The 19,957-nt window shown below is 36.7% G+C and carries 21 protein-coding genes; all 21 read left to right on the top strand.

Annotated features, from left to right (window positions below; genetic code table 11):
* Nucleotides 1-74 precede the first annotated feature (74 nt).
* The 21 genes from murB to NST91_RS16050 all read left to right on the top strand — a co-directional run bounded on the left by murB (nucleotide 75) and on the right by NST91_RS16050 (nucleotide 19,751).
* A complete protein-coding gene (murB, locus tag NST91_RS16150) occupies nucleotides 75-983 on the top strand; it encodes a UDP-N-acetylmuramate dehydrogenase (protein ID WP_341331963.1) in 909 nt (302 codons plus the stop codon).
* A gap of 202 nt (nucleotides 984-1,185) precedes the next feature.
* On the top strand, nucleotides 1,186-1,995 hold the full coding sequence (locus NST91_RS16145) for a cell division protein FtsQ/DivIB (RefSeq protein WP_341331962.1): 810 nt from the start codon (nucleotides 1,186-1,188) through the stop codon (nucleotides 1,993-1,995).
* Nucleotides 1,985-2,686, top strand: coding sequence for a DUF881 domain-containing protein (locus tag NST91_RS16140; protein ID WP_121449127.1), 702 nt, complete (start codon nucleotides 1,985-1,987; stop codon nucleotides 2,684-2,686). Before NST91_RS16145 ends, NST91_RS16140 begins: the two co-directional genes overlap by 11 nt.
* A 35-nt stretch (nucleotides 2,687-2,721) precedes the next feature.
* Complete coding sequence (locus NST91_RS16135) at nucleotides 2,722-3,432, top strand: DUF881 domain-containing protein (RefSeq protein WP_341331961.1); 711 nt, start codon at nucleotides 2,722-2,724, stop codon at nucleotides 3,430-3,432.
* A gap of 18 nt (nucleotides 3,433-3,450) precedes the next feature.
* The gene (locus tag NST91_RS16130; RefSeq protein WP_010282644.1) at nucleotides 3,451-3,813 is read left to right on the top strand and encodes a small basic family protein; all 363 of its coding nucleotides are present in this window, start codon (nucleotides 3,451-3,453) and stop codon (nucleotides 3,811-3,813) included.
* Between the two features lie 129 nt (nucleotides 3,814-3,942).
* Nucleotides 3,943-5,235: a cell division protein FtsA gene (gene ftsA / locus NST91_RS16125; RefSeq protein ID WP_341331960.1), complete on the top strand. Its 1,293-nt coding sequence runs from the start codon at nucleotides 3,943-3,945 to the stop codon at nucleotides 5,233-5,235.
* A gap of 45 nt (nucleotides 5,236-5,280) precedes the next feature.
* Nucleotides 5,281-6,441 carry a cell division protein FtsZ gene (gene ftsZ, locus NST91_RS16120; RefSeq protein WP_341331959.1) on the top strand — a complete coding sequence of 387 codons (1,161 nt, stop codon included), beginning with the start codon at nucleotides 5,281-5,283 and terminating at the stop codon, nucleotides 6,439-6,441.
* Between the two features lie 387 nt (nucleotides 6,442-6,828).
* The gene (gene spoIIGA / locus NST91_RS16115; RefSeq protein WP_341331958.1) at nucleotides 6,829-7,755 is read left to right on the top strand and encodes a sigma-E processing peptidase SpoIIGA; all 927 of its coding nucleotides are present in this window, start codon (nucleotides 6,829-6,831) and stop codon (nucleotides 7,753-7,755) included.
* 266 nt (nucleotides 7,756-8,021) lie between these two features.
* A complete protein-coding gene (gene sigE, locus NST91_RS16110) occupies nucleotides 8,022-8,741 on the top strand; it encodes an RNA polymerase sporulation sigma factor SigE (RefSeq protein ID WP_099352346.1) in 720 nt (239 codons plus the stop codon).
* Nucleotides 8,742-8,796: 55 nt separating this feature from the next.
* Entirely contained in the window at nucleotides 8,797-9,666 is an 870-nt protein-coding gene (gene sigG / locus NST91_RS16105; protein WP_099352347.1) for an RNA polymerase sporulation sigma factor SigG, read from the top strand.
* A 189-nt stretch (nucleotides 9,667-9,855) separates the two neighbouring features.
* Nucleotides 9,856-10,101: a YlmC/YmxH family sporulation protein gene (locus tag NST91_RS16100; RefSeq protein ID WP_099352348.1), complete on the top strand. Its 246-nt coding sequence runs from the start codon at nucleotides 9,856-9,858 to the stop codon at nucleotides 10,099-10,101.
* A gap of 155 nt (nucleotides 10,102-10,256) precedes the next feature.
* On the top strand, nucleotides 10,257-11,078 hold the full coding sequence (gene pgeF / locus NST91_RS16095; RefSeq protein WP_341331957.1) for a peptidoglycan editing factor PgeF: 822 nt from the start codon (nucleotides 10,257-10,259) through the stop codon (nucleotides 11,076-11,078).
* Nucleotides 11,079-11,085: 7 nt separating this feature from the next.
* Nucleotides 11,086-11,763, top strand: a complete 678-nt coding sequence (locus NST91_RS16090; protein WP_341331956.1) for a YggS family pyridoxal phosphate-dependent enzyme — start codon at nucleotides 11,086-11,088, stop codon at nucleotides 11,761-11,763.
* Between the two features lie 246 nt (nucleotides 11,764-12,009).
* Entirely contained in the window at nucleotides 12,010-12,444 is a 435-nt protein-coding gene (locus tag NST91_RS16085) for a cell division protein SepF (protein ID WP_121446510.1), read from the top strand.
* Between the two features lie 6 nt (nucleotides 12,445-12,450).
* Complete coding sequence (locus NST91_RS16080; protein WP_099352351.1) at nucleotides 12,451-12,711, top strand: YggT family protein; 261 nt, start codon at nucleotides 12,451-12,453, stop codon at nucleotides 12,709-12,711.
* Between the two features lie 165 nt (nucleotides 12,712-12,876).
* The gene (locus NST91_RS16075; protein WP_341331955.1) at nucleotides 12,877-13,650 is read left to right on the top strand and encodes a YlmH family RNA-binding protein; all 774 of its coding nucleotides are present in this window, start codon (nucleotides 12,877-12,879) and stop codon (nucleotides 13,648-13,650) included.
* A gap of 108 nt (nucleotides 13,651-13,758) precedes the next feature.
* Nucleotides 13,759-14,259 carry a DivIVA domain-containing protein gene (locus NST91_RS16070; RefSeq protein ID WP_121446512.1) on the top strand — a complete coding sequence of 167 codons (501 nt, stop codon included), beginning with the start codon at nucleotides 13,759-13,761 and terminating at the stop codon, nucleotides 14,257-14,259.
* A 586-nt stretch (nucleotides 14,260-14,845) separates the two neighbouring features.
* Nucleotides 14,846-17,614: an isoleucine--tRNA ligase gene (gene ileS / locus NST91_RS16065; RefSeq protein WP_341331954.1), complete on the top strand. Its 2,769-nt coding sequence runs from the start codon at nucleotides 14,846-14,848 to the stop codon at nucleotides 17,612-17,614.
* A 287-nt stretch (nucleotides 17,615-17,901) separates the two neighbouring features.
* A complete protein-coding gene (locus NST91_RS16060; RefSeq protein ID WP_341331953.1) occupies nucleotides 17,902-18,276 on the top strand; it encodes a TraR/DksA C4-type zinc finger protein in 375 nt (124 codons plus the stop codon).
* Nucleotides 18,277-18,379: 103 nt separating this feature from the next.
* Nucleotides 18,380-18,868, top strand: a complete 489-nt coding sequence (lspA, locus tag NST91_RS16055; protein WP_341331952.1) for a signal peptidase II — start codon at nucleotides 18,380-18,382, stop codon at nucleotides 18,866-18,868.
* Nucleotides 18,843-19,751: an RluA family pseudouridine synthase gene (locus NST91_RS16050; protein ID WP_341331951.1), complete on the top strand. Its 909-nt coding sequence runs from the start codon at nucleotides 18,843-18,845 to the stop codon at nucleotides 19,749-19,751. Before lspA ends, NST91_RS16050 begins: the two co-directional genes overlap by 26 nt.
* The last annotated feature ends 206 nt before the right edge of the window (nucleotides 19,752-19,957 follow it).

Here is a 19,957-nt window from a genome sequence, read left to right as displayed (position 1 = left end):
ACCATGAAAGCAACAATGAGCATATACTACAGTAATGTCTGTTCTGTGTCGAGATGCAGATGAAGGAGGTAATCATGGAAAATATAGTGAAAGAACTTCAAGAGTCGAATGTTGGAAAGGTTATAGAGAGTGAACCTTTATCTAAGCATACAACCATCAAGATTGGTGGTCCGGCAGATTTATTTATCGAACCAAATAGTATAGAATCCTTAAAAAAGACCCTTGAAATAATAAAAAAACACGGAATTAAATGGCGGGCAATCGGAAGAGGTTCAAATCTTCTAGTTTCTGATAAAGGTATTGAAGGGGCAGTTATTAAACTAGGCAATGGTATTAATCATATGGACTTACAAGGTACAACATTAACAGTGGGTGCTGGTTACTCAATCGTAAGTCTTGCTGTACAAATTGCAAAAAAAGGATTGTCAGGACTTGAATTTTCAAGTGGTATTCCTGGTTCCATCGGTGGTGCAGTCTATATGAACGCTGGGGCACATGGGTCTGATATCTCCAAAATATTAACTAAGGCACATATTTTATTCGATGACGGTAGTCTGGAATGGCTTTCAAATGAGGATATGGAATATTCCTACCGTACCTCGATCCTTCAAAAGAAACGACCTGGAATTGTAGTAGAGGCAACGTTTCAATTAACTGAAGGGGATAAAGCGGATATTTCGGCAGTCATGAAAAAAAATAAAGACTATCGAAGGAATACACAACCATGGGATCTCCCTTGTGCTGGAAGTATTTTCCGAAATCCACTTCCGCATTATGCAGGACAATTAGTAGAAAAATCAGGTTTGAAAGGCTACACCATTGGCGGAGCAAAAATATCCGAAATGCATGGTAATTTTATTGTGAATGCCGGAAATGCAAAAGCGCAGGATGTTCTTGATCTCATTCAATTCGTAAAGGAGAAAATCTATACTTTACACGGTGTGCGGATGGAAACAGAAGTTGAAATAATTGGTCGAATCTAGACAGATTCTACACCCATTTCTTAGGAAAATATGATATAATACAATAACATGTATGTGTTACTGTATAAGTTTCTAAACGGCATGTATACATGCCGTTTATTCTTTCGTTCAAAGGATTTTTACACTGCATGTTTTCGCCTATATAAAATGGACATGTTGTTATATTAAGATGATTACAGGAGATTTTCGATTCGCGGGGTGAATGTATTTGGCAAAGCAAAAGGTTGTTACAATAGAAGACCGAATTCCAAAGCTTAAGCAAAGAAGAAAACAAAAAGCTAATCGTCGTTTGATTATGTACATAACCTTTTTCTTTTTATTGCTTTCCGGAATTCTTTATTTCCAATCTCCTTTAAGTAAAATCGGTGAGATCACTATTACAGGCAACCAAAATATTACATCCGAACAAATTTCAAAGCTAAGCAAATTGAATGTTGGGACAAGCTTTTGGAAGGTTAATCAGGATGAAGTTAAACAAAATATTAAAAAACACCCTGAAATTAAGGACGTTACGATTCAAAAGCAATTTCCCAATAATATAAAGATAAATGTCAATGAGCTAAAAAGGGTAGGATATATAAGTGGTCATAATACTTTTTACCCAATCCTTGAAAATGGGAAGATTATTGAGAATGCCCAAAAATTTGGTTCAAAAGCGATCCCAGTGGACGCGCCAATTTTAATTGACTGGGATGATGAAGCATTAAAGTTGCTTACAAAGGAACTGAATAAAATCCAACCCTCAATTTCAAAGCTTATTTCTGAAATTCACCATACTCCTACAGAATATGATCCTCTTCAGATGACCCTTTACATGATTGATGGGTATGAAGTAAAAGCTACTGTACGAAATTTCGCGAAGAATATTACAGCATATCCTACAATTGTCAGTGAATTGGATCCATCACTAAATGGATATATTGAACTAGATGTAGTACCAACGTTTATTCCATACGAACAAGAGAGCACCAGTGAAGAAGGAGAGATGGTAACAGATGAAAGTGAAGGGTAAGCATGTGGTTCTTTCATTTGTTTGCTTAGTCCTTGGCTTTATGATTTCATTCTCGTACCAATTTACAAAAGAACAAATGGAATCAAGTCATGTCACTGAACAACAATGGAATGAAGAGACAAAAATACGAACGGAATTGAATGAACAAAATGAAAAAAATAATGAGCTTCAACTGAAGCTCATTGAGAAACAAAATCAAATCCAAGCAATCGAAGAAGATCTTGCCAAAGAGGAACAGGAACAAATTTACTATAATCTTGTTGAAGAAGTAGAAAAATATCGGATGGTCGTTGGTGAAATTGGTGTAAAAGGCCCAGGAGTTTCAGTTACACTTGAAGATTCCTCTTACGTTCCATCAGGACAAGATGTTAATAATTACCTAGTGCATGAGAGTCATTTATTTAAGGTAATTAACGAACTTTATGTATCTGGTGCCCAAGCGGTTTCTGTAAATGGAAAACGACTTAGTCATGATTCGTATTTATATTGTAATGGACCAGTTGTAGTGGTTGATGGCAAACCATATCCGGCACCATTTGTGATCACAGCAATTGGTGATCCCGATGTCCTCATACCGGCTCTAAATATGAATGGTGGAATTACAGACCAATTGATTCAAGATAATATAGTCGTGAAAATTGAGAACAAAACACAAATTCAAATGGACCCATTACTTAAAGCGAATGAATAAACCGGATGTTTGATAAAGAAGGCTAGGTGGTTTTCTTGGACAAAAAAACAGGAATTAGCTTCACTGTGATTACGTGTATAATTGGTTTTATGGTTGCTGTCCAATTCCAAACCATTAAAGAACCTGAAGTGCGAGATACACGTGATTTATGGCAATTGCGTGAGGATTTAAAGCAATCACAAGAATTATATACAGAATTATTAACAAAAATTTATACATATGAAGCAAAGTTGGAACAATACAAGAATCAACGAGATGACAGTAAAATGCTTATTCTTAAAGATACGCTTGATGAATTAAAGAAACAGGCGGGACTTACTCAAGTATCAGGTCCTGGGCTTACGATTACAGTTGAGCAATCGTTCAATGAAGCAGGAAGACAAGCAACAACTATTTCTCCGAGTTTGTTGAGATGGCTAGTGAATGAATTGAATTCTTATCAGGCAAAGGCGATTTCAATTGACGGCCACCGTGTTATTACGACAACGGTCATACGAGAAATTCAAGGAAGACCGAAAATTGATTCGTATTCTCTAAATCCATTACCAATTGAAATAAAAGTTATAGCAGACGATGCTGAAAGACTTTATAACAAGCTAAAAGCATCAGAAGCAGAGCGTCAATTCTTTATTGATAACCTGCGATTAAAAATATCAAAGCCCAGTAAAGTTGTAACAATTCCTGCATTTGATGACCCAATTAGGATTACAGAAATGCAACCTAATATGGAACCAGATAAAAAGTGATAAAGGTGGAACATAGTCATGTGGCTTCCAATTTTCGGTCTAATAGTCGGAATCATCCTCGGACTGTTATCGGAGTTCAAAATTCCAGCAGAGTATTCGAATTATTTATCGATTGCCGTTTTAGCAGCTCTTGATACTTTGTTTGGTGGGATTCGTGCCCATCTACAAAATATTTATGATCAGTCCGTATTTGTTTCTGGTTTCTTTTTTAATATCTTATTGGCAGCAAGTTTAGCTTTTCTAGGTGTGCATCTTGGTGTAGACTTGTACTTGGTAGCCGTTTTCGCATTTGGAGTAAGGCTATTCCAAAATATTGCGGTGATCCGACGAATAATTTTATCCAAATGGAGCCTTTCTCGTGATAAAATAGAAAAAAATTGATTTTTATAAAGGGAAAACCCCTATGGTTGTTGAATATTTTTCATATACAAAAATTATTATGAAAAATGTCAATTGTTGTTCGAAAAATGTTATAAGAAATGTGTTATGTAAAAAAGGAGGTGCCACAGAATGAACAGCAATGAAATATGTGTTAGTCTTGACATCGGTACATCCAATGTTAAGGTTATCATCGGTGAGATGGTTGATGATTCTCTTAACATAATAGGTGTGGGTAATGTTAAATCAGAAGGTTTGAAAAAAGGTTCAATTGTAGACATAGATGAAACCGTTCATTCTATTAAGAAGGCAGTTGAGCAAGCAGAAAGAATGGTAGGCATTTCTATTAATCAAGTAGTTGTATCCGTCCCTGCTATCAATGTTCAGTTACAGGATGCACATGGAGTAGTGGCAGTTTCTACAGAATCTCGTCAAAATCGCGAAATAAGCAATGAAGATGTCCTACGTGTAATCGATGCCGCACAATTTATTTCTCTACCACCAGAAAGAGAAATTATCGATATGATTCCAAAACAATTTATTGTAGATGGATATGATGAAATTAGTGATCCACGTGGTATGTTAGGTGTTAGGCTTGAAGTAGAGGGAACTATTATTACAACTTCACGTACGATTTTACATAACCTGCTGCGTTGTGTAGAAAAAGCAGGACTTGATATTACCGCAATTTCCTTACAACCTCTAGCATCAGGTTCAATTTCCTTATCTGATGATGAGAAAAACTTAGGGGTTGCTCTCGTGGATATTGGAGGAGGTTCTACAACTATTGCACTCTTCAAAAATGGTCATTTAAAAACAACAAGTGTTCTACCTGTTGGTGGGGACCATATTACGAAGGATTTAGCAATTGGCTTACGAACATCTACTGAAGATGCTGAGAAAATCAAAATTAAACATGGACATGCCTTTTACGACGATGCTTCTGATGAAGAAGTATTTGATGTTCCAATTATTGGCAGTGATCAACATGAAAGATTTACCCAATTACAAATTTCTGAAATTATCGAAGCTAGATTAGAAGAAATTTTACAATTAGCACAAAAAGAAATTAAGAAAATGGGTGTAGGAGATCTTCCTGGTGGCTTCGTTCTTACAGGTGGTGTAGCAAATATGCCTGGAGTATTAGAGTTATCTCAAATTGTGTTACGAAACAATGTTAGAATTGCAAAGCCAGACTATATTGGTGTTAGAGAACCTCAATACGCAACAGGTGTAGGGCTGTTACAGTTCGCATATGAGCAAGCAAGAATCCAAGGAAGAAAAATAAGCACCACTGTCCAGGTGGAAAATCCTGAGAAAAGACCTGCTAGACAGCCTCAAGCGAAAAGTCACCCTAAAAACTCAAAAGAAGAGCAGAATATCGGGAAAAAAGTTAAAAGGTTTTTCGGTCTCTTCTTTGAATAGTCAGTTTAAAAGAGAAGTATATTTGCAAATTAGGAGGATCTTATAATGTTAGAGTTTGATACAAACGTTGATCAATTAGCTACTATAAAAGTAATCGGTGTAGGTGGCGGTGGAAATAACGCGGTTAACCGAATGATTGAACATGGTGTTCAAGGCGTCGAGTTTATCGCAGTTAATACAGATGCCCAAGCCTTAAATCTTTCAAAAGCTGAAATAAAAATGCAAATCGGTGGGAAATTAACTCGCGGTTTAGGTGCCGGAGCCAATCCGGAAGTAGGAAAGAAAGCTGCGGAAGAGAGCAGAGAACAAATCGAAGAAGCTCTCAAAGGAGCCGATATGGTATTTGTTACTGCAGGTATGGGTGGTGGAACAGGTACAGGAGCTGCACCTGTAATTGCCCAAATTTCAAAAGATTTAGGTGCTCTAACAGTAGGTGTAGTAACTAGACCATTCACTTTTGAAGGTAGAAAGCGTCAAACGCAAGCTGCCGGCGGTATTGGTGCAATGAAAGAATCAGTTGACACGCTGATTGTCATTCCGAACGACCGTCTCCTAGAAATTGTTGATAAAAATACGCCAATGCTTGAAGCATTCCGTGAAGCAGACAATGTGTTGCGTCAGGGGGTACAGGGTATTTCTGACTTAATCGCTGTACCAGGGTTAATCAACCTTGACTTTGCTGACGTAAAAACAATTATGTCTAATAGAGGTTCTGCTCTTATGGGGATTGGTGTAGCAACAGGTGAAAACCGCGCTGCTGAAGCTGCAAAGAAGGCTATATCAAGTCCATTGCTTGAAACATCAATTGATGGTGCACAAGGTGTCCTTATGAATATTACAGGTGGTACAAACCTAAGTCTTTATGAGGTACAAGAGGCCGCAGATATTGTTGCATCAGCTTCAGATCAGGAAGTTAACATGATTTTTGGATCTGTAATTAATGAAAATCTAAAAGAAGAAATCGTCGTGACTGTTATTGCTACTGGTTTTACAGAAGCTGAAGTAAATCCAACACGTCCAGTTCGTCCTTCACTTAGTACTAAACCACAAGCACAAGCACAACCTCAACCACAGGTTCAGGTTTCGCCAAGAAGAGAGATTAGACGTGAGGAGCCGGTTCAGGAAATAAATACACGTAGTGCAGTTCATGTAGAAGAAGAAATTGATGTACCAACATTCCTACGTAACCGTAATAGAAGAGGATAAAAAGAAAAGCCCCAAGGCGCATACCTATCGGCAACAAGTATAAGAACAGTGCTGACAGAAGGCACTTTTTGCAGCCTTCAGAAGCGATGGGCTTTGACATAGAACCAGACAATAAAAAGGACTTCATAAATATTTAAAAAGGCATTCGACAATTTAGTTGTCGAATGCCTTTTTTCTATTTTTTCACCTATTTCTTTATATTCCTCTTCATTCTAACTTAACTGACAAAATAAGAACTAATCTTCCAAAATTTCTCTTTTATTATCGGCATGAAGTGACAGACTTCCATATAAGATGTACTATATACTATTTTTTAAGCTAACTAGTTTACCAATTGCAAATACATGTTTCGAAGGTAAAGTAACTTTTGGTGAAAGGAGAAATGGGGTGTCTATTTATTTAGATGTAATCTGGCTGTTAAACTTTTTCTTTGACGCCTTATTATTACTTTTAACTGCAATGATCCTAAAGAGAAAGATTGTAAAATGGAGAATCTTAGTAGGTTCATTTATTGGATCTTTGCTAGTGCTCTTAGTGGTTTCTCCTTTTGCAGAAATTGGGTCTCATCCTGTTACAAAACTTCTCTTTTCAATCGTAATTGTAGGAGTTGCTTTCGGATATAAACGATTTCGCTATTTTTTACAAGGATTATTAACCTTTTATTTTGCTACTTTCATGATTGGAGGTGGGATGATAGGGGTTCATTATTTTTTAGAATTTGATGTTCAGGTTTTTGATGGAACAATCATGACTCAGTCTACCAGCTACGGAAACCCAATTAGTTGGGGGTTTGTGCTAATCGGTTTTCCACTCTTATGGTACTTTTCAAAAAATAGAATGGAAGACATTGAAACGAAGAAAGTTTTCTATGATCAGATTGTTGCTGTGAAACTTGAAATAGATGATGTCATCTTGCATTTACAAGGTTTAGTCGACAGTGGAAATCAATTGTTCGACCCAATTACAAAGAGCCCAGTTATGATCTTAGACACAACAAAATATGAGGGTCAATTTCCAAAAGCACTGATGGAACAATCCAAAAATATTGAGCTCTTAACCAATGATTCTGCAACAGAATCTCATAAATGGGAAAGTCGTGTAAGACTTATTCCATATCGTGGGGTTGGCCAAGAACATCAATTCTTATTGGCAGTTAAACCTGACCGAATAACAATCTATCATCAAAATGAAGAAAATATCGTAAAAAAAGGATTGGTGGCATTCAACCATACTACCTTATCAACTGATGGGGAGTATGATTGTATCGTACATCCGAAAATGCTTGTTTCAAGCTCCATTCAGACAGCTTCATAATAAGTAAGGCTGTGTTAAAGGTCGATGTTGTTCTTTTTACTTTGTTGATTGGAGTGGAAGGTACGAGACTCCTGCTGGAAAAGCGTGTCCAAGGGAGACCCCGTAGGAGCTTAGCGACGAGGAGGCTTCCGGACCGCCCGCGGAAAGCGAGTACCTGCAGCGGAAATCAACACTATTGTTTAACAGAACCTAAGGAAAAATAAACAAATTTATTCTAATAAATATCATACTCACGCTTTTTACAAATTAGAAGGGAGAACTTATCTGTGGCTAAATTAAAATTAAAACTTACATATTGGTGGTATAAACTTTTAATAAAATTAGGTTTGAAGACAGATGAAATTTATTATATTGGTGGTAGCGAGGCTTTACCTCCACCGTTATCAAAGGATGAAGAAGAGGTTCTTTTAAATAAGTTGCCTAGTGGCGACCAAGCCGCAAGGTCGATTCTTATTGAAAGAAACCTAAGACTAGTAGTATATATCGCACGTAAGTTTGAGAACACAGGAATAAATATCGAAGATTTAATTAGTATTGGAACAATTGGGTTAATCAAGGCTGTCAATACCTTTAATCCTGAAAAGAAAATCAAACTTGCAACCTATGCATCTAGATGTATTGAAAATGAGATATTAATGTATTTACGACGAAATAATAAAATAAGGTCCGAGGTTTCCTTTGATGAACCATTAAATATTGATTGGGATGGTAATGAACTATTATTATCAGATGTTCTAGGAACAGACGAAGACATCATTACAAAGGATTTGGAAGCGAATGTCGACAGAAAATTATTAGTGAAGGCTCTTCATCAGTTAAATGATCGTGAAAAACAAATCATGGAATTAAGATTTGGATTAATTGGTGGAGAAGAAAAGACGCAAAAAGATGTTGCCGATATGCTTGGGATATCGCAATCGTATATTTCAAGACTAGAAAAGCGAATCATTAAACGACTTCGAAAAGAATTTAACAAAATGGTGTAAATAAAAATTATTTTTCCTTTATAGCTATTGATTTTACTGTTTTTATAAACAAGGTATGGAAATAGTTGTGAATTCGAAATGCATATTTTTCCCTCTAACGGAGATACTTAACTTTGTACAGCAACTCCTGTTAGGAGGGAAAGAATTGACTCGAAATAAAGTAGAAATTTGTGGTGTTGATACTTCAAAACTTCCAGTACTAAAGAATGAAGAGATGCGGCAATTATTCCGACAAATGCAAAGTGGCGATTTGTCAGCCCGCGATAAGCTCGTAAATGGGAATTTACGACTTGTTCTCAGTGTAATTCAACGGTTCAACAACAGAGGAGAATTTGTGGATGATTTATTTCAGGTCGGATGTATCGGTCTGATGAAATCAATCGACAACTTTGATCTTGGTCAAAACGTAAAGTTCTCCACCTATGCAGTCCCGATGATTATCGGCGAAATTCGGCGCTATTTACGAGACAACAATCCTATCAGGGTGTCGCGCTCATTGCGGGACATTGCCTATAAGGCTTTGCAAGTAAGAGAGCGTTTGATGAGTGAAACATCAAGGGAACCTACAGCAGAAGAAATTTCAAAGGTTCTTGAAGTGCCACATGAAGAAATTGTTTTTGCACTTGATGCGATTCAAGACCCTGTATCATTATTCGAACCGATTTATAATGATGGTGGGGATCCAATTTTTGTGATGGATCAATTAAGTGATGAACGAAACCGTGATTCAAATTGGATTGAAGAGATTGCCTTAAAAGAAGGAATGAGACGACTAAATGATCGTGAAAAACTAATCCTTCGAAAACGATTTTTTCAAGGGAAAACACAAATGGAAGTTGCTGAAGAAATCGGAATCTCTCAAGCTCAAGTTTCACGTCTTGAAAAAGCAGCTATTAAACAAATGAATAAGAACATCCAAAATTAATGATGGATTCGTCCAGTAAATGGACAAGTTATAGCATGTATAGTGTGAAATATCAGACATTCGGTGAAATCGAATGTCTTTTTTATCGCCTTTTTATCGTGTGAAATTAAAGCCTTTCACTTCGTCTAATTTTGTCTCATAAAAGGCAGTAATCCAGTCATATAGTTTACTATAAGGAGGCGGAGGGAAATGGTGAAAATTTCTGATTTTCAGGCGAAGGATGTTGTAAGTGTTGTTGATGGAAAAAGACTTGGTAATATTGGCGATATCGACATTAACTTAACAACAGGAAAAATAGAGTCCATTATTATAGGTGGCTATGGAAAAGTATTAGGCATATTTGGTCGTGAGGAAGAGATTGTGATTCCATGGAGAAACATTATCAAAGTCGGTAAGGATGTGATTTTAGTGCGAACTCAGAATACAATTGAGTAATCGCGCTAAATTTTGACATTTTTCCTAACATATTCTCCTTTCTTTTGCTAAGATGTGATAAAATAGGCAGAAGAAGGAGTCATTATCTGAATACAAAATATTGTCATCATATCTAGGTCAGATGTGTTGATAAATGTGAATAAAAGGATGTTTTTATGAAGCTTGAACCATTTACTCAAAAGGCAGAACAAGTTTTAAAACTTTCCAGTTGGAGCCATATTTCAGATGAACTGGTTGCTGGTTTTACGACTAAAAATGGTGGAAATAGTGAAGGTGATTTTAAATCCTTTAATCTTGGTTTACACGTAAAAGATGAGGACAACTTGGTTATTTCAAACCGAAAACAGCTTGCAGATATTCTCCGCTTTCCACTTGAAAACTGGGTATGCTCCGAGCAAACACATAAAAATAACATCACTAAGGTCAGTAAAAAAGATCTTGGTTCAGGTGTTTTTACATACGAAGGTAGCATTAAGGATACAGATGGGTTATACACGACAGAGAAAAATATTCTGTTAACCCTCTGCTATGCAGACTGTGTTCCACTTTATTTTTTTGCACCATCTAATCCAATCATTGGAATTGCTCATGCAGGATGGAAGGGAACTGTTCAGGATATTGCTGGAGAAATGATTCGTGTTTGGGGTAATGAAGGTGTTAAACCAGATAATATCCAGGCAATAATTGGACCTGCAATAGGCAAATGCTGCTATATTGTGGATGATTACGTTATAAATTTCGTGAAAAAAATGGACAAAATAGATTCAAAACCATACGAAATAGTGAATGACAACCAATATCGGTTAGATTTAAAAGAACTGAACTATCAGCTGATGGTGAGTGCAGGAATTCCTCCTGAAAATATTCAAGTTTCCTCGTATTGCACGTCCTGTGAGAATCAGAATTTCTTTTCGCATCGAAGGGATGCCGGGAAAACAGGAAGAATGATGAGTTTTATTGGCTTTAAGGAGGATTAATTTTTAAATGAGTGTAAAAGAAAATCTATGCAACTTACAAGAAAAGATTGAACAAGCATGCAAGCGGTCAAATCGGCCAGCCGATTCTGTTTCAATTATTGCTGTAACGAAATATGTAAGTGTTGAAACAGCTAAGGAAGCAATTGCAGCAGGAATTACGCATATTGGAGAAAATCGTGACGAGGGTTTGATTAAGAAGAGAGTAGAAATTGGGAATGAACCAACATGGCATTTTATTGGTTCTCTTCAAACAAGAAAAGTTAAAAACATGATTGAAAAGGTGGACTATATTCATTCACTCGATCGATTATCGTTAGCAGAAGAAATTCAAAAGCGGGCTAGCAGTAAAATAAAATGTTTCGTACAAATCAACGTATCTGGAGAAGAGTCGAAACACGGAATGTCACCGGAAAATCTTGAGTCATTTCTAAAGGAACTTGAAAAGTATCCCTCTGTCGAGGTAGTCGGATTAATGACAATGGCTCCATTTACTGATGATCAAGATGTTATTCGCTCATGCTTTCATAGACTTCGAAAACTAAGAGATGATGTACAAGCTCTTGGTTTGCATCATGCCCCATGTACTGAATTATCGATGGGTATGTCGAACGATTTTGAAATTGCAATTGAAGAAGGGGCTACCTTCATTCGAATAGGTACTTCATTGGTTGGTAAAGAATTTTAACTTTATTCGTCAAAAGTTATAACGTATAAAAATGGAAAATGTGAGATATTATTCAGTTAGATCTAAAAAGTCCGACTGAATAAAGTTAAAGCTTTCGGCGTAGACATGCGATTTTTAAAGGAAGTTATTCGAGCAGTAAGATCAAAGACTAATCCTGTGGCAACGTCTTAATGACCCACTACCTGTGGGCCTAAAATCTGGGCGCAAATACGCCAAGGCTCATTTGATAAGAGAGAGGTGTTACAATTGAGTATAAAATCCAAATTTAAAAGCTTTTTTGCATTAGAAGATGAATATGATTATGATGAAGAAGATTATTTTGAAGAAGAAATAGAACCAACAAAGGCTGTAAAACCAGCTGCAAAACAAAATGTAGTCAGCTTACAAAGTGTTCAAAAGTCTTCTAAGGTTATTTTGTTTGAACCTCGAGTATATGCAGAGGCACAGGAAATTGCCGATCATTTGAAAAACAGACGAGCAGTTGTTGTTAATTTACAACGTGTTCAACACGATCAAGCAAAGAGAATCGTTGATTTTCTAAGTGGAACTGTTTATGCCATAGGTGGCGATATTCAACGCATTGGTGCAAATATTTTCTTATGTACACCTGACAATATAGATGTGTCAGGAAATATTTCTGAGATTGTTTCTAACGAAGATTTTGCTGAAAAGGGGTGGTAATCGAAAATGGGTATTATTTTCGGTATCTTAAGTCAAGCGCTGGTACTTTATTCTTATGCGCTGATCATTTATATTTTGATGTCTTGGTTTCCAAATGCACGTGAATCTGGGATTGGTCAATTTTTAACAAGAATTTGTGAACCATACCTAGAGCCATTCCGTAGATTTATTCCACCACTAGGGATGATTGATATTTCCCCAATTGTAGCAATCCTAGTGTTAAATTTCGCTGGTAGAGGAATTCATGCTTTGCAAAGCATGTTCTAAAAAGGGCCTTCATACAAGGTCCCTTTTCTTTATTTTTTGTTTAGCTCCAGGTGCCATCAGTTCTCTGTCATAAGTCAATCGCTTCGGAAGGTCGGAGTTTTCTTATGATTGTCGCGTAAATCAGCGCGTCTTGAACTTTTCTACTTTAAACGAGGTATTATACATATGAATTTATATCAACATTTTCGAAAAGAAGAGCATGCGTTTATCGATCAGGTGTTGGAATGGCAACAGACTGTCCTGAATCAGTATAGTCTTAGGTTAACCGACTTTCTTGATCCACGTGAACAAGAAATCGTGAAACAAGTTGTAGGAAACGGTGGAGATGTCCTTGTTCATTTTTTTGGTGGAAAAGAAGGACTTGAACGTAAACGAGCATTATTGTATCCATCTTACTTTGAACCTACTGTAACGGATTTCAATCTATCCTATTTTGAGGTGAAATATCCTGTAAAATTTGTTTCTGTTGACCACCGAAAGGTTCTTGGTTCCTTAATGTCTCTCGGTTTAAAACGTTCCAAATTTGGTGATATCTTAACACAGGACGAGCGTATTCAAATTGTTGTTGCTGGGGAGGTTGCTGATTTTGTACGAATGAATTTAACATCCGTTGGTAAGGCAACGATCTCATTATCAGAGATTGCAGCTGCAGATCTGGTATTCGTACATGATGAATGGACTGAGCAAACTGTCACTGTATCCTCCTTACGATTAGACGTTATATTGTCATCTATATTAAATTTGTCAAGACAAAAAGTGCAAGTCTTAATTGAAAATGGACTTGTAAAAGTGAATTGGAAAAAAATCGAACAAACTTCCTTTGAATGTAAGGAAAGAGATGTGCTTTCTGTTCGTGGTTACGGAAGAAGTAGACTTCATTCAATTGAAGGGAAAACGAAGAGAGAAAAATGGAGAATAATTGTGGGAAGACAAAAATAATTGTAAATAATGCAGGAATTTCTTCTTTTTTGTCGAATTGTAAAGTATCATTTATTTAGAGAATGTTTGAAAAACAATCGCATTTATTAATTTTTGGAGGTGGCATTCGTGCCTTTAACGCCATTAGATATTCATAATAAGGAATTTAACAAAGGCTTTCGCGGCTATGATGAGGACGAGGTAAATGAGTTTCTTGATCAAGTTATTAAAGATTATGAAATGGTTATTCGTGAGAAAAAAGAACTTGAGTCAAAACTTTCAGAGCTGAACGAAAAACTAGGTCATTTTACAAATATCGAAGAAACATTAAATAAATCAATCTTGATAGCGCAAGAAACAGCTGAAGAAGTAAAACGTAATGCTTCAAAAGAAGCAAAGCTTATCATCAAGGAAGCAGAGAAAAATGCAGATCGTATTATTAATGAATCGTTAGCTAAATCTAGAAAGATATCAATCGAAATTGAAGATTTGAAGAAACAGTCAAAAGTATTCAGAAACAGATTTAAAATGTTAGTGGAAGCTCAGTTAGACATGCTTAATAATGATGATTGGGATCATCTAATGGAATACAATGTAGAGCCTGTTTTTGCAGAATCAGAAGAAAACTAGTCTCGACACTTGACTCTTTTGTTTAATACGCATATAATTTTAAAACAACTAATTACTTTAATATACTAGCAGCTTTGAAAGGGACAGTAGTTCTTGTCAAACTTATAAAAAATGTTGTTTCAAAAAGGAGGATGGAAAGGACCGAGAAGTTCGAGGCGGCGCAGTTTTGAGTAGCGGAGCGTATGTAGTGAATACGTGAGCAACGGAAAAACAAGCCAACGAAGAAATTCGATGTGTCATTTCCACCGGACTTATTGAACATCCTCTAAAAGCGAGTCAGGGATGGTGGAAGCCTGATATAAGTGATAAGAATGAAAATCACCCTGGAGTTCGGTGCTGAACACATAAATTGATTCAAAAGAGAGTGTCTTTTGAACATTTCTAAGTAAGCATTTCGCGTATCATTCACGTTACGAATGTCGAGTGGACGAATGGAATTTCGTCTATAAGGGTGGTACCGCGAGAGGCCTTCTCGTCCCTTTTTGGGATGAGAAGGCCTTTTTCTATTCTGATTAAGGGTATCACAAATCATCCATACTGTAACAAGCTGCAAATAATTAGGAACTATTATTAGGAGGAAATGGTAATGGAGTATAAAGACACGTTATTAATGCCGAAAACAGATTTCCCAATGCGTGGAAACCTTCCAAATCGCGAACCACAGATTCAAGAACAATGGGAAGAAATGAATATTTATCAAAAGGTTCAGGAACGTACGAAAGGTCGTCCATTATTCGTTCTTCATGATGGGCCTCCATATGCGAATGGTGACATTCATATGGGGCATGCATTAAACAAAATCATTAAGGATATGATTGTTCGTTTCAAATCAATGAACGGCTATTGTGCCCCATATGTACCAGGATGGGATACTCACGGACTTCCAATTGAAACAGCTCTTACAAAAAATAAAAAGGTTAATCGGAAGGCAATGAGCGTTGCTGAATTCCGTAAACTTTGTGAAGAATATGCTTACGAGCAAATCAATAACCAACGCGAACAATTTAAACGTCTAGGGGTTCGTGGTGACTGGGAAAACCCATATATCACATTAAAACCAGAATACGAAGCTCAGCAAATCAAAGTATTTGGTGAAATGGCAAAAAAAGGCTATATCTATAAAGGACTTAAGCCCGTTTATTGGTCTCCTTCGTCTGAATCAGCACTGGCAGAAGCTGAAATTGAATACCAGGATAAGCGGTCACCATCTATCTATGTAGCGTTCCCAGTGAAGGATGGTAAAGGTGTCTTAGAAGGTGACGAAAAAATCATCATCTGGACAACAACACCATGGACAATTCCAGCAAACCTAGGAATTAGTGTACATCCTGATCTAGAGTACTCTGTTGTTAGTGTTGACAACAACAAATACGTGGTTGCTTCTGCACTATTAGAAGCAGTAACTAAAGAAATCGGTTGGGAAAATGTATCTGTTTTGAAAACATTTAAAGGTCGTGAATTAGAAAATGTTGTAGCCAGCCATCCAATTTATGGTCGCGATTCCCTTGTAATGCTTGGTGAACATGTTACAACTGATGCAGGTACTGGTTGTGTACATACAGCACCTGGACACGGGGAAGATGACTTCATCGTTGGACAAAAATATGGCATCGGTGTTCTTTGCCCTGTTGATGAAAAAGGCTACATGACAGCTGAGGCAGAAGAGTTTGAAGGTTTATTCTATGATGAGGCTAACAAACCAATCACTGAAAAATTAAATGAAGTTGGTGCGCTTCTAAAGCTTTCCTTCATCACTCACTCTTATCCACATGACTGGCGTACGAAAAAACCAACCATCTTTAGAGCGACAGCTCAGTGGTTTGCATCTATTAAAGATTTTAGAAACGAACTAATGGAAGCTGTTAAAGAAACCAAATGGGTTCCAGCATGGGGTGAAACAAGACTTTATAACATGGTTCGAGATAGAGGAGATTGGTGTATTTCACGTCAGCGAGCTTGGGGAGTGCCAATTCCAGTATTCTATGGTGAAAATGGGGAACCAATTATCACAGACGAAACCATTAATCATGTCTCTGACCTATTTAGAGAATATGGTTCAAATGTTTGGTTTGAACGTGAACCTAAAGACTTATTGCCAGACGGATTTACACATGATTCAAGTCCACATGGTATTTTCACGAAGGAAAATGACATTATGGATGTATGGTTTGACTCTGGTTCATCCCATCAGGCAGTCTTATTGGAAAGAGAAGATCTACAACGTCCGGCAGATCTTTATTTAGAAGGTTCTGACCAATATCGTGGTTGGTTTAACTCATCATTATCAACGGCTGTAGCTGTAACGGGTAAAGCGCCGTATAAAGGTGTACTAAGCCATGGTTTTGCTCTCGATGGTGATGGCCGTAAAATGAGTAAGTCATTAGGAAATGTTGTTGTTCCAGAAAAGGTTATGAAACAACTAGGTGCTGATATTTTACGTCTTTGGGTCGCCTCAGTTGACTATCAGGCAGATGTTCGTGTATCCGATGCTATTTTAAAACAAGTGGCTGAGGTTTACAGAAAGATTAGAAATACATTCCGTTTCTTACTTGGTAATTTAAGTGACTTCAATCCTGAAACAGATGCAATTCCTGTGAATGAATTGCGTGAAGTAGATCGCTATATCCTTGTTAAACTAAACAAGCTAATTGATAAGGTAAAAACATCTTATGAAAATTATGAATTTGCAGGTGTCTACCATTCCGTTCATAATTTCTGTACAATTGAGTTAAGTTCATTCTACTTAGACTTTGCGAAGGATATTTTATATATTGAAGCAGCAGATCAACATGATCGCCGTTCAATCCAAACAGTCTTATATGACGCTTTATTAAGCTTAACTAAGCTTGTAACACCGATTCTTCCACATACCGCAGATGAAGTATGGAAACATATCGATTCTGTTAAAGAGGAAAGTGTTCAATTAGTTGATATGCCAAATTCAGTTAAAATTCCAAATGCAGAAGCTTTGGAAGCAAAATGGGATTCATTCATGGAACTTCGTGATGATGTATTAAAAGCTTTAGAAAAGGCGAGAAATGAGAAAGTTATTGGGAAATCATTAGCAGCTAGCGTTACTTTATATCCAAACAACGAAACAAAAGCTCTCCTAGATTCAGTTGAAGAGAACTTAAAGCAGTTGTTTATTGTGTCAGGATTTGAAATTGGTGGATCATATGAAGATGCTCCAGAAAATGCTCAAGTTTTTGATCAAGTAAAAATAGTTGTTGCTGTAGCAGAAGGTGAAACCTGTGATCGTTGTTGGGTAGTAACTCCAACAGTTGGTGAAGACCCAGATCACCCAACGATCTGCTCACGCTGTGCATCTGTTGTAAAAGACAATTACCAAAACTAAATTAGGAAAAACGCCATGAAATCATATGTTCATGGCGTTTTTTTTGCGTAAATTTGGTGTCTTGAAATATTTCATTAATAGAACTGTAAACCAACAATTTGCCTGTCTGCCGTCAAAAATAAATGAGAAAAACGTAGTATGTAATTAGAAACAGTAAAAAACGTCATTTTTATCCTACAGGAAAAACTTGTTGGCTTTAACGGAAACCATTATGGATAATACTATTTCTACTACCTTATAAAGATGTTCTTAAGCATTAATCAAAAGCATGATAAGGAGGCGTTCCAATGAACGATCAGTATGCAGAGATTAAAGCGGAATTGGAATTAACAAAGAAAGAACTCATATCCAGGTTAATGAAGTCAGCACAATATGAGCTAAGTCAAGAACTACTTTTTCAGAATGAACAATCTGAGAAAGAAAAGATTGTAATGAATCATATAAAAGAAGACTTAAGCGATGTCGAAAGAGCTTTAAATAAAATTAATTCCGGCACATTTGGAATTTGCGAAGAGACTGGTGCTGAAATTCCGATTGAAAAACTACGGATACTTCCAACAGCTCGAACCATTTTCGAATTTTCCTTCACTGATTTATATGACAGAAGTAATGTCATACCCCTTCAGCGTAAAAACCATCTTTCTTTAGTCGAGCAAAAGTGAGACCTTTGCTTTTGCTCTGCTTTAATCCCTTAAATAGATTGTACAGCCGTCCATTCATATGCTAAAATTCAAAAGTATAGTTTGTATGGATGGGGGCGTATTCGTGTATTATTATTTAATTGCTTTATTTATCATTTTGTTAGATCAGGTTACAAAATGGATTATTGTCCGTTACATGGAGCTTGGAGATTCGATTCAAATCATTCCTAACTTTTTGTATATAACCTCGCATCGAAACCGTGGTGCAGCATGGGGAATATTACAGGGACAAATGTGGTTTTTCTATATTGTGACCATTATCGTTGTTGTAATGCTCGTTTTATACATACGGAGCCTCAAACCAAAACAGCGCCTGTTCGGCATTGCGCTTTCATTTATGCTTGGAGGTGCAATTGGTAATTTTATTGACCGTATCTTTCGTAAAGAAGTTGTCGATTTTATAGATACATACATTTTTACATATGACTTCCCTATTTTTAATATTGCCGATTCAGCACTTGTAATAGGTGTTGGTTTGATTTTAATTTTAACTATTTTTGAAGGGAAATTAGAAAAGGAGAGAACAAATGAATCAATTCGAACTAACGATTGAGGAACAACAGAAAAATGACCGAATTGATAAAGTCGTTTCAGCTTTTAATTCAGACTGGTCGAGGACACAAGTTCAGTCATGGATTAAGGATGGAAATATAAAAGTCAACGGGAATAATGTTAAAACCAATTATAAAGTTAATATTGGGGACCATATCCATATTGAAATTCCCGAACCGCAAGTCTTGGATGTGGTACCAGAAGAGATGAACTTAGATATATATTATGAAGATGCAGATGTTCTCGTTGTCAATAAGCCAAAAGGTATGGTCGTACATCCAGCTCCAGGCCATGTTAGTGGCACATTGGTAAACGGACTTATGGCTCATTGCAATGATTTATCAGGAATCAATGGTGTTCTACGCCCGGGGATTGTTCATCGAATTGATAAAGATACTTCAGGCTTATTGATGGTTGCAAAAAATGATGTTGCGCATGAATCTTTAGTGAATCAATTGGTCGAAAAGTCAGTAACTCGCAAATATAAAGCACTAGTCCATGGCATCATACCGCATGATCAAGGTACGATTGACGCACCCATTGGAAGGGATAAAAAGGACCGCCAAAGTATGACTATTACGGATGAAAACAGTAAAAATGCAGTGACTCATTTTAATGTCTTAGAACGATTTAAAGATTTTACATTTGTTGAATGTCAGCTAGAAACGGGGCGTACCCATCAAATACGTGTTCATATGAAATATATTGGTTATCCATTAGCGGGGGATCCAAAGTATGGTCCAAAGAAAACGTTAGATCTTGGTGGACAAGCCCTTCATGCAGGGCTATTGGGGTTTGTTCATCCTAGAACGAAGGAATATCTTGAATTTGAGTCTCCACTTCCTGCTTATTTTGAGGAACTTCTTGAAAAACTGCGACATTAGATTTGGTTTCCTCATAAAAAGGATTGACAAATTTCGATAATGAACGTAGAATGAACTTAATTAAATGAGCCCCTTTAAGATCAGTCCCGTGAGGCTGAGAAGGAAACGGAACTACATTAGGATATTTGTATCCTTTTGTATGAATGTCTATGTCCTTTCACTTACGGTGAGAGGACATTTTTAATTTAAAGAGGCAATCAATGTTA

This window comes from Ferdinandcohnia sp. FSL W7-1320 (genome assembly GCF_038050315.1).
Lineage (GTDB): Bacteria > Bacillota > Bacilli > Bacillales > Bacillaceae_L > Ferdinandcohnia > Ferdinandcohnia aciditolerans.
The sequence above is the reverse complement of the archived record's forward strand: the minus strand, read 5'-3'. Positions and strand labels throughout refer to the sequence as shown.